The following is a 15,656-nucleotide window of genomic DNA, read 5'->3' on the forward strand; positions in this document are numbered from 1 at the left end:
GGACGAGAATTGTGCAGGCACTCACCTCATCAGTTCCCCTCGTCATCGGCGACCAACTGACTCCATCGTCGACGGGGGCGACCTTCGACTCGATCAACCCGGCCGACGGGTCGCATCTGGCCAGCGTCGCCGAGGCAACGGTCGCGGACGTCGCGCGTGCGGTCGAAGCCGCGAAGGCTGCGGCCCGGAAGTGGCAGCGCATGCGTCCGGCCCAGCGAACCCGCCTGATGTTCCGCTACGCCGCGCTGATCGAGGAACACAAGACCGAGCTCGCCCAGCTGCAGAGTCGGGACATGGGCAAACCCATCCGTGAGTCGCTCGGAGTCGATCTGCCGATCATGATCGAGACGCTCGAGTACTTCGCGGGCCTCGTGACCAAGATCGAGGGCCGAACGACGCCGGCACCCGGCCGTTTCCTCAACTACACCTTGCGTGAGCCGATCGGTGTGGTGGGCGCCATCACTCCCTGGAATTTTCCTGCAGTGCAGGCGGTCTGGAAGATCGCCCCGGCTCTTGCGATGGGCAACGCCATCGTGCTGAAGCCTGCGCAGCTCGCACCACTCGTGCCCGTGGCACTCGGCGAGCTCGCCCTGGAGGCGGGACTGCCGCCCGGGCTGGTCAACGTCCTGCCAGGCCGCGGGTCGGTGGCGGGTAACGCCTTGGTGCAGCACCCGTCGGTCGGCAAGGTGACGTTCACCGGCTCGACCGAGGTCGGTCAGCAGATCGGCCGGATGGCGGCCGACCGCCTCATCACGGCTTCGCTGGAGCTGGGCGGAAAGTCGGCGCTGGTGGCGTTCGGCGATTCGTCCCCGAAGGCGGTCGCAGCCGTGGTCTTTCAGGCGATGTACAGCAACCAGGGCGAGACCTGCACGGCGGCGAGCCGACTGCTCGTCGAGCGGCCGATCTACGACGAGGTGGTCGAGCTCGTCCAGGCGCGTGTCGAGGCTGCCCGGGTGGGCGACCCCCTCGACCCCGACACGGAGATCGGCCCGTTGATCAGTTCCGAGCAGCGGGCGTCGGTCCACTCGTACGTCGTCTCCGGGACGGAGGAAGGCGCCAAGCTGATCAGCGGTGGCGACCAATCGCCGTCCGGAGCGCCGGAGGAGGGCTTCTACTACCGACCGACGCTGTTCTCCGAGGTCACCAAGGACATGCGCATCGCTCGCGAGGAGATCTTCGGACCCGTGCTGTCGGTGCTGCCGTTCGAGGGCGAGGAGGAGGCGATCACTCTGGCCAACGACACCGTCTTCGGATTGGCCGCAGGGGTCTTCACCCGCGATGTGGGCCGTGCTCTGCGGTTCGCGCAGACGCTCGATGCCGGCAACGTGTGGATCAACAGTTGGGGAGTGCTCAATCCCGCGTCGCCGTACCGAGGCTTCGGGCAGAGCGGCTACGGCAGTGACCTCGGCCAGGCGGCCATCGAGAGCTTTACCAAGGAGAAGAGCATATGGGCACGCCTGGACTGACCTCCGGGGCATCGCGGTCACGGACCATCGGGCGGTTGATCGACGCCCGCCACACCCAGGATTGGGAGCCTGCGGCGGACTACACGATCACCGAGGATGCCCTCTTCGCGCGCGACCCCGGCGCAGTGGCCGTGTTGCGCGGTGGGCTCGACACACCCGAGGAGGTGACGTTCGGTCAGATGCAGCACGCCGCGGTGCGCGTCGCCGGTGTCCTCCGCTCCCGCGGGGTCCAGCCCGGTGACCGCGTGGTCCTGTACCTCGACCCGTCGGTGGAGGCAGCCGAGGTCGTCTTCGGGGTACTGGTCGCGGGCGCCGTACTGGTACCCGTCCCGCGACTGCTCACCGGTACCTCGGTGGCACACCGGCTCGTCGACTCGGGCGCGACTGTGCTGGTCACAGACGGTCCGGGCGTCGACCGGCTGGAGTCGACGGGATGTTCCCTGCACGACGTCGACGTGCTCACGGTGGACGGTGCCCGCGGCACGCCGCTCGGGGACCTGACCCGCGGGGTCGACCCGCTCGCCCCCGTGCCCCGGCAGTCCTCGGATCCCGCTCTGTTGATGTACACGTCGGGCACCAGTGGTGCGCCCAAGGGCATCGTTCACGGCCATCGGGTCCTGCTCGGACATGCGGGAGTCGATTACGCGTTCGAGCTGTTCAGGCCGGGTGACGTCTATTTCGGTACTGCGGACTGGGGTTGGATCGGCGGCCTGATGCTCGGGTTGCTGGTTCCGTGGTCTCTCGGAGTTCCCGTCGTGGCGCACCGGCCGCAGCGCTTCGATCCCGGTGCCACCATGGACATGCTGAGCCGGACCGGCGTGACGACAGCGTTCCTGCCCGCCTCGGTTCTGCGGATGTTTGCCGAACACGGGGAACCGGCCCGGCGGCGCCTGCGGGCGGTCGTAACCGGTGGCGAACCCGCCGGCGCCGTGGAACTAGGCTGGGCCCGGCGATATCTCAGCGACGCCGTCAACAAGGCCTACGGTCAGACGGAGGCCAACGCGCTCATCGGCGACTCCGCTGTTCTCGGATCCGTCGACGACGCAACCATGGGCGCTCCGTATCCCGGGCACCGCATCGCGCTCCTGGACGACGCGGGTACCCACGTCGCGCCCGGCGAGGCCGGCGAGATCGCGCTGGAGCTTCCGGATCCGGTTGCGCTGCTCGGCTATTGGGACGCATCGTCAGCTCGTGTCGTACCTCCCGCCGGGAGTTGGCACCGGACAGGTGATCTGGCAAGGCTCGCACATGGGCGCCGGCTGGAGTACCTCGGCCGCGCCGACGACGTGATCAAGAGCCGCGGCTACCGCATCGGCCCGGCGGAGATCGAAGAGGCCCTGAAGCGTCACCCGCAGGTCCTGGACGCCGCCGCGGTGGGGCTGCCCGACCCGGAGACGGGGCAGCAGGTCAAGGCGTTCGTCCACCTCGCTGCCGGCGAACTCACCGAGGACATGGCTCGACAGCTCCGAGAACTCGTCGCAACAACGGTCGGCCCACACGCGCGTCCCCGCGAGATAGAGGCAGTCGCAGCGTTGCCGCGCACGGAGACCGGAAAGGTCCGGCGCCGCGAGCTGGTGCCGTCTCCGGCTCGAGTGCTCGGCGACTGCCGCGACCTCGCATGATCCACCCACCCCCACACGGAAGTACGAGAAGAAGGACGAAGCAATGCGTAAATTCTGGCACGTCGGCATCAACGTGACCGACATGGACAAATCGATCGACTTCTATCGGCGAATCGGTTTCGAGGTAGTGCAGGATCGGGAAGTGGAAGACAGCAACCTTGCGCGCGCGTTCATGGTCGAGGGTGCCAGCAAGCTGCGCTTCGCCCACCTGCGCCTGAACGACTCGCCGGACGAAGCCATGCTGGACCTCATCGAGTGGAGGGACGCACGATCCGAGGGGCGAGCGCAGAGCGACCTCGTGCACCCCGGACTCTGCCGATTCTCGATCCTGACCGACGACATCGACGCCGAGTACGCGCGGCTAGCGGACGACGGCGTCGAGTTCCTCCACTCGCCGCAGACGATCATGGGTCCGGACGGGGTCAAGGGCTGGCGGCTGCTCTTCGCGCGCGATCCCGACGGCACGCTGTTCCACTTCGCCGAACTGGTGGGGCAGGCCGCTACGGTCAGCTGACAGCATTCGCACGACGAAGGTAGGAACCCTTGACCAAGGCAGAAGTCCCGGGAAGCAGCGCGACTGACGAGCGGGGCGAGCAATCCAGTGAGCAGCTGGTGCCCGCCATCTCGCGCGCCACCCGCGTGCTCGAGACACTGGTCCAGCAGTCCACCGGCGCCACGCTCACCGAGTTGGCCAAGCGGTGCGCTCTGGCGAAGAGCACGGCGTCGGTCCTGCTCCGGACCATGGTGGTCGAGGGCCTCGTCGTGTACGACCAGGAGACGCGTCGGTACAACCTCGGCCCACTGCTCGTGGAGTTCGGGGTGGCGGCAATCGCACGAACGTCGGCGGTCGCCGCGTCGCGGTCGTACATGGAGTGGCTGGCCGAGCGGACCGAGCTGGCGTGTCTGGCCATCCAGCCGATGCCGGACGGTCACTTCACGGCGATCGCGAAGATCGAGAGCCGCAAAGCTGTGAAGGTCACCATCGAGGTCGGCGCGCGCTTCGGTCGAGACACTCCGTTGATCAGCCGACTCGCGGCGGCATGGCCGAGCAGGGGTCGCCCGGAGCTTGTCGAGTACCCCGCCGATGAGCTCGACGAGCTCCGGGCGCAGGGCTACGGCGCCGTCTACGGCGAATATCGACCGGAACTCAACGTCGTGGGGGTCCCGGTGTTCGACCGAGACGGCGAGCCGTGCCTGTTCATCGCCCTGCTCGGTATCGGCGACGATCTCACAGCTGACGGTGTGGCCGGGATCGCCGACTACCTCGTCACGGCTTCGCGGGAGATCAGCTCGCATATCGGCGGACGCATTCCGGCGGACTACCCGACTCCTGTCGGGGCCCCCGACCTCGGCGCCGGGCGCGACTGACCGAGCCCCCGATATCAATCAAGCGGCGGCCCCACCGGGGCCGGCCGCTCCGAGTCGACCCCAACGGTCGGCTGACCACCTCCGGTGCACCGCGTCGGAGGTGTCCCGTCCCAACGTGTAGGAGACAGACATGAAGAGCAGCAAGATTGCCGTCGTCGGCGGCACCGGGCCCCAGGGAAAGGGGCTGGCCTACCGGTTCGCGGCGGCCGGCTGGCCCGTCGTCATCGGATCGCGTTCGGTCGAACGCGCGGAGGAGGCCGCCCTCGAGGTGCGCCGACGCGCCGGCGACGGCGCTGTGGTCAGCGCTGCCGACAATGCGTCGGCAGCTGCCGACTGTCCCATCATCGTGCTGGTCGTCCCGTACGACGGCCATCGTGAGCTGGTTTCGGAACTGGCACCCCACTTCGCGGGCAAGCTCGTCGTCAGTTGCGTGAATCCGCTCGGGTTCGACAAGTCCGGGGCCTACGGTTTGGACGTCGAGGAAGGTAGCGCTGCCGAGCAACTGCGCGACCTCGTGCCCGATGCCACGGTGGTCGCTGCGTTCCACCATCTGTCGGCGGTCAACCTCTGGGAACATGAGGGCCCCCTTCCCGAAGATGTGCTCGTGTGCGGCGACGATCGGTCCGCGAAGGACGAGGTGGCTCGGCTCGCTGTCGCGATCACCGGCCGGCCGGGCATCGACGGAGGGGCGCTGCGGGTGGCGCGGCAGCTCGAACCGTTGACCGCCGTTCTCATCAATGTCAACCGGCGCTACAAGACGCGCTCCGGTCTCGCCGTGAATGGGGTTGTTCATGATCCACGAGCTGCGTGAGTATCGTGCTCTGCCGGGCCGTGCCGAGGACCTGCACCGCAGGTTCGCCGACGACACGCTGGCCCTGTTCGCGGAATTCGGGTTACAGGTCGAGGGGTTCTGGCACGAGGCAGGCAACCGTGCCCGGATCGTCTACCTGTTGGCGTTCCCCGACCTCGAGGCCGCGGACGCGCATTGGGCCCGGTTCCAGGCCGATCCGCGGTGGCGTGCGTTGAAGGCACGCACCGAGAGCGATGGGCCGCTCATCTCGGAGATCCGGAGCACATTCCTGATCACCCCGGCGTACGCCCGCTCCTGAGCGGCGCCGAACGAGGCTGGACTGACTCTTGACCGTCGCCGTGTTCTGCCCTTATCCTGTTCCATATAGTGATTCGAGTTCAACATCATGAAGAGAAGTTCGATGATCAAAGGCATCCAGCTCCATGGTTGGGCTGACGGGCCGCAGATGGTGGAAGTGGCCGAAATCGCCGCTGGGAGTTTCGAAACCGTCTGGCTCAGTGACCAATTACAGTCCCGAGGCGTCGCCGTTCTCCTCGGCGCAATCGCTGCGCGCACCGGTGTCGGAGTCGGCACTGCCGTGACCTTCCCCTTCGGGCGGAACCCCCTCGAAATGGCATCCAGCATGGCCACCTTGGCGGAGTTCATGCCCGAAGGACGTCGGGTCACCATGGGAATCGGCACCGGCGGTGGGCTGGTGAGTGCGCTTATGCCGCTGCAGAACCCGATCGACCGCGTGGCCGAGTTCATCGCGATGTGCCGGCTTCTCTGGCAGGGCGAAGCGATCCGAATGGGTGACTACCCACAGATCTGTACAGCCCTCGGCTTGCGCGAGGATGCTCGGGCGTCGTTCTCCTGGACAAGCAAGCCCGACGTGCGCGTCGTCGTCGCCGGCGCCGGACCGAAAGTGCTGGAGATGGCCGGCGAACTCGCAGACGGCGTCATCTGCGCCAGCAATTTCCCGGCCCACAGCCTCGCGGCTTTCCGCAGCGGCCAGTTCGACGCGGTGAGCAACCTCGATGCGCTCGACCGGGGCCGACAGCGCAGTCGGCGGGGGGAGTTCACCCGGATCTACGGCGTGAACCTGTCTGTGTCCGCCGACCGGGACAGCGCCTGCGCGGCCGCACGGCGACAGGCCACACTCATTGTGAGCCAACAGCCTCCAGAGAACCTGCACCGGGTCGGCTTCGAGCCCTCCGACTACGCCGCCACCCGAGCGGCGCTCAAAGCTGGAGACGGCGTAGACGCAGCCGCCGACCTCCTCCCGCAGGAAGTCGCGGACCAACTCGTGGTCTCGGGCACGCCCGGCGACTGCATCGAGGCGCTGGCCGAGTTGCTCGGGTACGCGGAGGATGCCGGATTCACCGAGGCCTACATCGGTGCCCCGGTCGGCCCGGACCCCCGCGAGGCGGTCGAGCTGCTCACCTCCCAGGTCCTGCCGGAGCTCCGATGAGCGCGAATAGGGAAGTAGCCCTGGACTTGTGCCCGGCCGAGCACCACGACGGTCTGATCGTCCTGACACTCAATCGTCCCGAGGCACGCAACGCCCTCGACGTCCCCCTGCTCGAGGCGTTCGTCTCCGCACTTGCCGAGGGAAAACGCGCGGCCGCCGATGTCCTTCTCGTGCGGGCGGAGGGACCCGCGTTCTGCGCAGGAGCCGACGTGCGTTCCGACGACGGCACCGCGACCGGCCGCCCGGGTCTCCGGCGCCGGCTGATCGAGGAAAGCCTCGACCTGATCGGCGACTACCCTGCCGCAGTGGTCGCGGTCCAGGGCGCCGCGGTCGGCGCCGGCTGGGCCATAGCCGCGGCCGCGGACATCACCCTGGCCTCACCTGCCGCGTCGTTCCGATTCCCCGAGCTCCCACTCGGATTCCCACCCCCTGACAGCACGGTGCGCCGACTCGAGGCCGCCGTCGGTCCGGCGCGGGCACTGCGGCTCCTGGCCCTGAACGAGCGCTTCGTCGCCGACGACCTCGCCGGGCTCGGTCTGGTGGACGTCGTTCCCGAGGATTCGCTCGACGTGACGGCGCGCGAGACGGCCGCCCGACTCGCGGTTCTTCCGCCCGAGCTGTTGCGCGATCTCAAAGCAGGGCTCTCCGCCTGGAAGCGGACCTCTCTACCGAACACCCTCGAAAGGCAATCATGACCACCAGCATCCACATCCAGACCGACGAGCAGGCGCACCTGCGCACCACGGCCCGGGCGTTCCTGGCCAGACACGCTCCCGCGCTCGACGTGCGCATCTGGGACGAGGCGGGGAAATACCCCGAGCACCTGTTCCGCGAGATCGCCCGCCTCGGGTGGTACGACGTGGTGGCCGGAGACGAGGTCGTCGACGGTACGGCCGGCCTGCTGATCACGCTCTGCGAGGAGATCGGCAAGGCGAGCTCCGACCTCGTGGCCCTGTTCAACCTGAACCTCAGCGGACTGCGCGACATCCACCGCTGGGGCACGCCCGAACAGCAGCAGACGTACGGCGCGCCGGTGCTGGCCGGTGACGCGCGCCTGTCGATCGCGGTGAGCGAACCCGACGTGGGCTCCGACGCGGCCAGCGTGGCCACGCGAGCCGAGAAGGTCGGGGACGGTTGGGTTCTCAACGGCCAGAAGACCTACTGCGAAGGCGCGGGCCTGCCCGGCGCGGTGATGGAACTCGTCGCCCGAGTGGGCGGCGGTGGCCGCAAGCGCGACCAGCTCGCCGTATTCCTCGTCCCGGTCGACCATCCGGGTGTCGAGGTCCGCCGGATGCCTGCGCTCGGCCGGAACATCAGCGGCATCTACGAGGTCTTCCTGCGCGACGTCACCCTCCCTGCGACGGCGGTGCTGGGTGAGCCCGGTGAAGGATGGCAGATCCTCAAGGAACGCCTGGTGCTCGAACGCATCATGATCAGCTCCGGCTTCCTCGGCAGCGTGGCCGCGGTGCTCGACCTGACGGTCCACTACGCCAACGAGCGCGAGCAGTTCGGCAAGGCACTCTCGACCTACCAGGGCGTGACCTTGCCCCTCGCCGAGATGTTCGTCAGGCTCGACGCGGCCCGATGCGCCGTGCGCCGTTCGGCCGACCTCTTCGACGCGGGTCTGCCGTGCGAGGTGGAGAGCACCATGGCGAAGTTCCTCTCCGGTCAGCTCTACGCAGAGGCCTCCGCGCTGGCGATGCAGATCCAGGGCGCCTACGGCTACGTGCGCGACCATGCCCTGCCGATGCACCACTCCGACGGGATCATCGCCCGCGTAGTGGCCGGGCCGCCCTCGGTCCAGCTCGACTTCATCGCCCGGTCCATGGGCTTGGGGACAGGAGCGGGCAGATGACGGGCCTGAGACGTGCGCTCGCCCGGGCGAGCGCCGGCAAGACCATCGACGCCGATGAAGCCGAGATCCTTCTCGGTGCCCGCGGCGACGACCTCGACCGGCTGTGCGCGATCGCTGCGGGCGTCCGGTCGGCCGGGCTGTTCGATGCTGGTCGGCCCGGGGTGGTGACCTACAGCCGGAAGGTGTTCATCCCGCTCACCCGTCTGTGCCGGGACCGCTGCCACTACTGCACCTTCGCGACGACCCCCGGGCGGGTCGACGAGCCGTTCCTCTCGCCCGACCAGGTGCTCGAGATCGCCCGTGCGGGCGCCCGGATGGGCTGCAAGGAAGCCTTGTTCACGCTGGGTGACCGGCCCGAGGACCGGTGGGACGCCGCCCGTGAGTGGCTGGAGTCGCGGGGCTACGCCGACACACTGTCCTATGTGCGGGCCATGGCGGTGCTGGTGCTCGAGGAGACCGGTCTGGTGCCCCACCTGAACCCCGGAGTGATGAGCTGGGCCGAACTTCAGCGTCTCAAGCCAGTGGCCGGTTCCATGGGTCTGATGCTCGAGACCACGGCCCGCTCGCTGTGGGCAGAACCCGGGGGATGTCACTACGGTTCCCCGGACAAAGATCCCGCCGTCCGTCTGGCCTGCATCGAGGACGCGTCCCGCACCAACATCCCCTTCACGACTGGGATCCTGGTGGGGATCGGCGAATCGTACGCCGACCGCGTGGAGTCCATCCTCCAGATCCGCCGGATCGCGCGGCAGTACGGCGCCATCCAAGAGGTGATCGTCCAGAACTTTCGCGCCAAGCCTGATACCGCGATGCGGTCGGCCGACGATGCAGACCACGAGGAGTACCTGGCCACGATCGCGGTGGCCCGTATCCTGCTCGGCCCCTCGATGCGTCTCCAGGCCCCGCCCAACCTGTCGGAGCCGGGCGAGCTTCGCCGGCTGTTGGCGGCGGGGGTCGACGACTGGGGCGGGGTGTCGCCGCTGACCCCCGACCACGTGAACCCCGAGCGGCCCTGGCCGGAGATCGAGCGACTGCGTGACCTGAGTGCTGCAGCCGGTTTCGAGCTACGGGAGCGTCTCGCCGTCCAGCCGCAGTACGTGCTTGCGGGGGAGCGGTGGGTCGACGCCCGCGTCCGGCCGCACCTGTTGGCACTCGCCGACCCGGAGACCGGGCTGGCCGCCGACGTGCTCCCGGAGGGCAGGCCGTGGCAGGATGCTGCGCCGGGCGAGTCCAGTGGCAGAACCGATCTGCACCTCGAGATCGACACCGAAGGGCGTCGCACGGATACCCGCAGCGACTTCGCGAACGCTTTCGGTGACTGGACCGTGCTCGGCGAGGAGATGACAGCCCGTGCGGGGACCGCCGTCCCCCCGCGCCTGGACAGCGAGGTGCTCGCCGCCTTGCGCGCAGCCGAGCGCAATCCGGCCGGACTCAGCGACGCCGAGGCCCTGGCGCTCATCCACTGCGACGGCGCGGATCTGGATGCCCTGTGCGCCCTGGCGGATCAAGTCCGGCAGTCGACAGTGGGCGACACGGTGACGTATGTCGTCAACCGGAACCTGAACTTCAGCAACGTCTGCTACACCGGCTGTCGCTTCTGCGCGTTCGCGCAACGCGCGAGCGATGCCGATTCGTACCGGCTCTCCGTCTCCGAGGTGGGGGAGCGGGTCGCGCAGGCCTGGGACGTCGGCGCCACCGAGATCTGCATGCAGGGCGGAATCGATCCCGGCCTCCCGAGCACCATCCATCTCGACCTGGCCGCCGAGACGAAACGCCGGAGCCCGCAGATCCACCTCCATGCGTTCTCGCCCATGGAAATCGTGAGCGGGGCCTCGCGCATGGGTATTTCGGTGGCCGAGTGGCTGACCGAGGCACGCAAAGCGGGGCTCGACTCGGTCCCGGGCACCGCTGCCGAGATCCTGGACGACGAGGTCCGGTGGGTGCTGACCAAAGGCAAACTTCCTGCGGCCGAGTGGATTCGGGTGGTCGAGACCGCGCACGAGCTCGGTATCCGTACCACCGCGACGATGATGTACGGGCATGTGGACGAACCCCGGCACTGGGTCGGGCACCTTCGGGTCCTGCTCGACATCCAGAAGAAGACAGGCGGTTTCACGGAGTTCGTTCCGTTGCCGTTCGTGCACCAGAGTTCGCCCATCTACCTCGCAGGTCTGGCGAGGCCGGGCCCGACCCGACGGGACAACCGCGCAGTTCACGCGTTGGCGCGGCTGATGTTGCACGGTCAGATCGACAACATCCAGTGCTCCTGGGTCAAGCTCGGTCCGGACGAATGTGTGGAACTACTCCGCGGTGGGGTCAACGACCTCGGAGGCACACTCATGGAGGAGACCATCAGCAGGATGGCCGGTTCGACCAACGGGTCGATGAAGACCATCGCCGACATCACCGACATGGCGGGGGCGGCAGGTCGGCCCGCCCGGCAGCGCACTACCACCTACGAAGACGTCGACCCCGAACGCTCGTCTGCAGCAAGCCGATTCGATGAGCGAGTTCGGTCCGTGCTGCCGCTCGCGGTGGGACTGGTCGGCCAGTGAGTGCAGTGAATCACCCGGGCTCGGGGTGTCGCGGGCCCTGGGTGGCCGTCATTCCCCAGCGGGACATCACGTCCGCGAAGTCGCGACTCCTGCTCCGGCCGGAGGCCCGGCAAGCGGTTGTGCGCGCCATGTTTCGAGACACGGTCTCCGCCGTGCAGGCAGCCTCGCGGGTGCAGGCGGTCGTCGTCGTGGTGGACCGGATTCAGGACGCCGCCCACGTCCGGTCGCCGGGCGTCGTACCACTGATTCTGCCGGACACACGCGGCATCAACGATGCTCTGCGTGAGGGTGGGCGCCGGGCACGCGAGTTGTGGCCGGAGTGCCGGCTGGCGGGACTGCCCGCCGACCTTCCGAGCCTTCGCAGCGAGGACCTGGACGTCGCGCTGAGCGTGGCCGGGCGGCACGCACGCACGTTCGTCGCGGACAGACGACGTGAGGGGACGAGTCTCCTCACCGCCGCCGAGGGCATCGACCTGGATCCGCAGTTCGGGGGACCCTCGCGTCGGGCGCACCTGGCCTCCGGAGCAGTGGAGACGCTGGTCCCCGACATCGAGTCCCTGCGGCGCGACGTGGACGATCTCGACGACCTGCAGGACGCCGCCATGGGGGAAACCGGTGCCGCCCTGCGTGCCGTCCTCGGCAGCCTGGGGCACCCGTTCGATTCGACATCGGAACGCCAGATTTTCGCATATCACTCAGTGATGCAGTGATTTTCGGTCCGTTCGGGTCATCGCGCTCGAAGGGTTGAGGGCTTCGGCCCAGCGATCGCCGAGCAGTTTCGTCACCGGGGCGCCCTCGTCGTCCCGCGCATCAGTTCCCTATTCCTTGAGGAAGCACATGAACAATCGACTCAGCTTTCCCGCTTATGTAGGCGTCGCGGTTCTTGCATTTCTTGCGATAGCCGCCGACGGTTACGACCTCGCCATATTCGGTGCCGCGACGCCGCAACTGCTCCACTACGCTGATTGGGGTCTCACCACCGCGCAAGTCGGATTGATCGCCAGTGCGGCGATCATGGGGATGGGCATCGGATCCATCGCAGCTGGCGTGCTTGCCGATCGATTCGGGGTTCGGTGGTTGTTTCTGCTCTGCGTCTCCTGGTTCTCGGTCGGCATGATGCTGTGTGCAGCGGCGCCGACTGCCGAACTTCTCGGAATCGCACGGTTCGTCGCTGGGTTCGGGCTCGGCGGTGTGGTGCCGACAGCGGTCGCTTTGACCATGAGTGTCGCACCCGCGCATCGGAAGAACTTCCTCAACGGCATGATCCTGGCCGGCCTACCCCTGGGTGGCGTGATCGCCGCTCTCACCGCCCTGGCCTTTCTCGACGTGCTGAGCTGGCGTGGAGTCTTCTTCATCGGTGGCGCCTTTCCCCTCCTCACCGTGGTTCCGATTGTCGCAGTGAAACTCGGCCGGTGGGTACCCACGCCGGCTTCGGTGCGGTCGAGCGGTGGGGAAGCACGACGGACCGTGCGTGACCTCTTTGCACGTCTCGGCCGCAGCGGGTGGCGGGCCCTGGCAGTGTTCACCGCCGTGACATTCTGTGGCCAGATCCAATGGTACGGACTGCTCACCTGGCTGCCGCAGATCATGAAGGCCAGCGGCTACTCCCTCGGCTCGGCGTTGGTCTTCCTGGTCATATTCAGCATCGGAGCCGCGACCGGTGCGTCCGGCGGCTCCTGGATTGCCGACAGAGTCGGCGAACGTCGTGCAGCCATTACCGGGTTCACGGTCGGCGCGGTCGCCCTCATTGCCCTGGCGGTACACATGCCGGCGCCCGTTCTCTACGTCTTCCTGTTCCTCGCCGGGGCGGGAACAGGTGGAACGCAACCGATCGTCTTCGGATTCGTCGCCAGCTACTTCCCCGCCGACATCCGTGCCAGCGTCATCGGATTCGTTGCAGGAGTGGGCCGGATCGGAGGCGTCTGCGGGCCGATCCTGGGTGGCTTGATTGCCGGCCGGCCGTCGATCGTGATGTTCTCGGTGCTCTCGGGAATCGGAATCTTCGCAGCACTGCTGTGCTGCTTCGCGTTGCCGGCGACCAAGACCGAGAAAGACCACACCATCGCGACAGCGAGCACACCGGCTGAGGTGTGAACCCGAGTCGACTGCCGCCGGGAGTTGATGTCTGTGCATAGGTACCAGTCGTAGGCGGAGGTCCGGAACGTGAACGTGACTGTATTGGTTGGCGGGGTGGGTGGGGCCCGGTTCCTGCAAGGTGTGCGGAGACTTCTGGGGGTTGTGCCCGGTGGTGGGGGTGCCGATTCTGCGCACCGGATCACTGCGGTGGTCAATGTCGGTGACGATGTGTGGATGCACGGGCTGCGGATCTGCCCGGACCTGGACACCTGCATGTACACCCTCGGTGGTGGTATCGACACCGAGCGTGGATGGGGGCATGCCGGTGAAACGTGGAACGCCAAGGCCGAACTCGCCGCCTATGGTGCGAAACCGGATTGGTTCGGGCTCGGTGACCGGGACATCGCCACGCATCTGATCCGCAGCCAGATGCTGCGGACGGGGTATCCGTTGTCGGCGGTGACCGAGGCGTTGTGCAACCGGTGGCAGCCGGGTGTGACGCTGCTGCCGGTGACCGACGATCGTAGTGAAACTCACGTCGTGATCACCGATCCCGAGGACGGGGAGCAGCGGGCGATCCACTTCCAGGAGTGGTGGGTGCGGTACCGCGCCCAGGTCCCGACGCACAGCTTCGCGCACATCGGCGCCGAGCAGGCCGCCCCGGCGCCGGGGGTGCTCGAGGCGATCGAGACGGCCGACATCGTGCTGCTGGCACCGTCGAATCCGGTGGTCAGTGTGGGGGCGATCCTGGCGGTGCCGGGAATCCGCGGTGCGTTGCGCACCAACGCCGCGAAGGTGGTCGGGATCTCGCCGATCATCGGCGGAAAACCGTTGCGGGGCATGGCCGACGAATGCCTCGACGTGATCGGCGTGGACACCTCCGCGGAGGCGATCGGCCGCTGGTACGGGGCCCGGTCCGGGACCGGGATCCTCGACGGCTGGCTGGTCCACGACACCGACACCGCCGAGGTCCCCGGGGTGGAGGTGGCCCGGGTGCCGCTGATCATGACCGACCCCGACGCCACCGCGGACATGGTCCGCTCCGCACTCGACCTGATGGGAACCCTGCTATGACAGAACCGGAAAGACTCGTCGATCATGCGCCCGGCGGTGCGATCGAAATCCGGCCCATCGCGGGCCTGCCCGAGTTCCGGCCCGGCGACGACCTGGCGGCGGCGATCGTCGCGGCCGCGCCGTGGCTCGAGGATGACGACGTCGTCGTGGTCACCAGCAAGGTGGTGTCCAAGGTCGAGGGCCGGATCGTGCCCTCGCCGACCGACCCGGAGGAACGCGACGCCGCCCGCCGGCGCCTCGTCGAGCAGGAAGCGGTCCGGATCGTCGCCCGCAGGGGCCCCATCCTGATCACCGAGAACCGGCTCGGGATCGTGCAGGCCGCGTCGGGGATCGACGGCTCGAACGTGGCGGGCTTCGAACTGGCTTTGCTGCCGGAGGATCCCGATGCCAGCGCCCGCGCGCTGCGCGATGGGATCGAGGTGGCGCTCGGGGTGCGGGTGGCGGTGGTGGTCACCGACACCATGGGCCGGGCGTGGCGCAACGGCCAGATCGACGCCGCGATCGGCGCGGCCGGACTGTCCGTACTGCACGACTACGCCGGTTTGCGCGACTCCCGGGGCAATGAACTATTCGTCACCGAGGTGGCGGTCGCCGACGAGATCGCCGCGGCGGGGGATCTGGTGAAGGGCAAACTCGGCGGGGTACCGGTCGCGGTCATGCGTGGTCTGGATCTGGTCGACGACGGTTCGCGGGCACAGGATCTGATCCGGCGTGGCGCCGAGGACCTGTTCTGGCTCGGCACCGCCGAATCGGTCGAGCTGGGCCGGGCGGAGGCGTTGCTGCTGCGCCGCTCGGTCCGCCAGTTCTCGACCGACCCGGTCGATCCGGATGCGGTGCGGGCGTCGATCGCGGACGCCCTGACCGCGCCCGCACCGCACCACACCCGACCGGTCCGGTTCGTGTGGGTCCGCACCCGCACCCTCCGAGACGCCCTGCTGACCCGGATGCGGGAGCAGTGGCGCACCGACCTGGCCGCCGACGGGATGAGCGCGGACGCGGTGGCGGCGCGGGTGGCCCGCGGCAACATTTTGTTCGACGCACCGGAGGTGATCATCCCGTTCTGCGTCCCCGACGGCGCCCACACCTACCCCGACAAGCGCCGGCAGGCGGCGGAGTCGACGATGTTCACCGTCGCGGTCGGCGCCGCGGTGCAGGGGCTGCTGGTGTCGTTGGCCACCAAGGGAATCGGCAGTTGCTGGATCGGGTCGACGATCTTCGCCGCCGACATCGTCCGCAGCACCCTCGACCTCCCCGCCGACTGGCAACCGCTCGGAGCGGTCGCCGTCGGCCACCCCCTTCAACCACTCACACCCCGACACGCCGCCGACCCCGGCGACGCCCTGATCGAGAGATGACCCACGCGCAATGAGCGCCGAATC

14 protein-coding genes are annotated in these 15,656 nt (G+C 68.2%); all 14 read left to right on the plus strand.

Annotated features, from left to right (window positions below; translation table 11 throughout):
• The first annotated feature begins 11 nt into the window (after positions 1-11).
• The gene (locus tag GO592_RS11290; protein ID WP_202715132.1) at positions 12-1,466 is read left to right on the plus strand and encodes an aldehyde dehydrogenase family protein; all 1,455 of its coding nucleotides are present in this window, start codon (positions 12-14) and stop codon (positions 1,464-1,466) included.
• On the plus strand, positions 1,448-3,088 hold the full coding sequence (locus GO592_RS11295; protein WP_172650941.1) for an AMP-binding protein: 1,641 nt from the start codon (positions 1,448-1,450) through the stop codon (positions 3,086-3,088). Before GO592_RS11290 ends, GO592_RS11295 begins: the two co-directional genes overlap by 19 nt.
• 43 nt (positions 3,089-3,131) lie before the next feature.
• Positions 3,132-3,602, plus strand: a complete 471-nt coding sequence (locus GO592_RS11300) for a VOC family protein (RefSeq protein WP_172650940.1) — start codon at positions 3,132-3,134, stop codon at positions 3,600-3,602.
• 29 nt (positions 3,603-3,631) lie between these two features.
• A complete protein-coding gene (locus GO592_RS11305) occupies positions 3,632-4,456 on the plus strand; it encodes an IclR family transcriptional regulator (RefSeq protein ID WP_172650939.1) in 825 nt (274 codons plus the stop codon).
• Positions 4,457-4,586: 130 nt separating this feature from the next.
• Positions 4,587-5,267, plus strand: a complete 681-nt coding sequence (npdG, locus tag GO592_RS11310; RefSeq protein ID WP_172650938.1) for an NADPH-dependent F420 reductase — start codon at positions 4,587-4,589, stop codon at positions 5,265-5,267.
• The gene (locus GO592_RS11315; protein ID WP_172650937.1) at positions 5,248-5,565 is read left to right on the plus strand and encodes an NIPSNAP family protein; all 318 of its coding nucleotides are present in this window, start codon (positions 5,248-5,250) and stop codon (positions 5,563-5,565) included. The genes npdG and GO592_RS11315 overlap by 20 nt, the downstream gene beginning before the upstream one ends.
• 102 nt (positions 5,566-5,667) lie before the next feature.
• Entirely contained in the window at positions 5,668-6,717 is a 1,050-nt protein-coding gene (locus GO592_RS11320) for an LLM class flavin-dependent oxidoreductase (protein ID WP_172652294.1), read from the plus strand.
• Positions 6,714-7,412 (plus strand): enoyl-CoA hydratase/isomerase family protein, encoded by a 699-nt coding sequence (locus GO592_RS11325; RefSeq protein ID WP_202715133.1) that lies wholly within the window; start codon positions 6,714-6,716, stop codon positions 7,410-7,412. The genes GO592_RS11320 and GO592_RS11325 overlap by 4 nt, the downstream gene beginning before the upstream one ends.
• Positions 7,409-8,572 (plus strand): acyl-CoA dehydrogenase family protein, encoded by a 1,164-nt coding sequence (locus GO592_RS11330; RefSeq protein ID WP_172650935.1) that lies wholly within the window; start codon positions 7,409-7,411, stop codon positions 8,570-8,572. Before GO592_RS11325 ends, GO592_RS11330 begins: the two co-directional genes overlap by 4 nt.
• Complete coding sequence (locus GO592_RS11335; protein WP_172650934.1) at positions 8,569-11,127, plus strand: bifunctional FO biosynthesis protein CofGH; 2,559 nt, start codon at positions 8,569-8,571, stop codon at positions 11,125-11,127. Before GO592_RS11330 ends, GO592_RS11335 begins: the two co-directional genes overlap by 4 nt.
• 41 nt (positions 11,128-11,168) lie before the next feature.
• Positions 11,169-11,837, plus strand: coding sequence for a 2-phospho-L-lactate guanylyltransferase (gene cofC / locus GO592_RS11340; protein WP_237737199.1), 669 nt, complete (start codon positions 11,169-11,171; stop codon positions 11,835-11,837).
• A gap of 127 nt (positions 11,838-11,964) precedes the next feature.
• The gene (locus GO592_RS11345) at positions 11,965-13,221 is read left to right on the plus strand and encodes an MFS transporter (RefSeq protein WP_202715134.1); all 1,257 of its coding nucleotides are present in this window, start codon (positions 11,965-11,967) and stop codon (positions 13,219-13,221) included.
• A 69-nt stretch (positions 13,222-13,290) separates the two neighbouring features.
• Entirely contained in the window at positions 13,291-14,277 is a 987-nt protein-coding gene (gene cofD, locus GO592_RS11350; protein WP_202715135.1) for a 2-phospho-L-lactate transferase, read from the plus strand.
• Positions 14,274-15,632, plus strand: a complete 1,359-nt coding sequence (locus GO592_RS11355) for a coenzyme F420-0:L-glutamate ligase (RefSeq protein ID WP_202715136.1) — start codon at positions 14,274-14,276, stop codon at positions 15,630-15,632. The genes cofD and GO592_RS11355 overlap by 4 nt, the downstream gene beginning before the upstream one ends.
• Positions 15,633-15,656: the final 24 nt, after the last annotated feature.

This window comes from Rhodococcus sp. 21391, from assembly GCF_016772255.1.
Taxonomy (GTDB): Bacteria; Actinomycetota; Actinomycetes; order Mycobacteriales; family Mycobacteriaceae; genus Rhodococcus_F; species Rhodococcus_F opacus.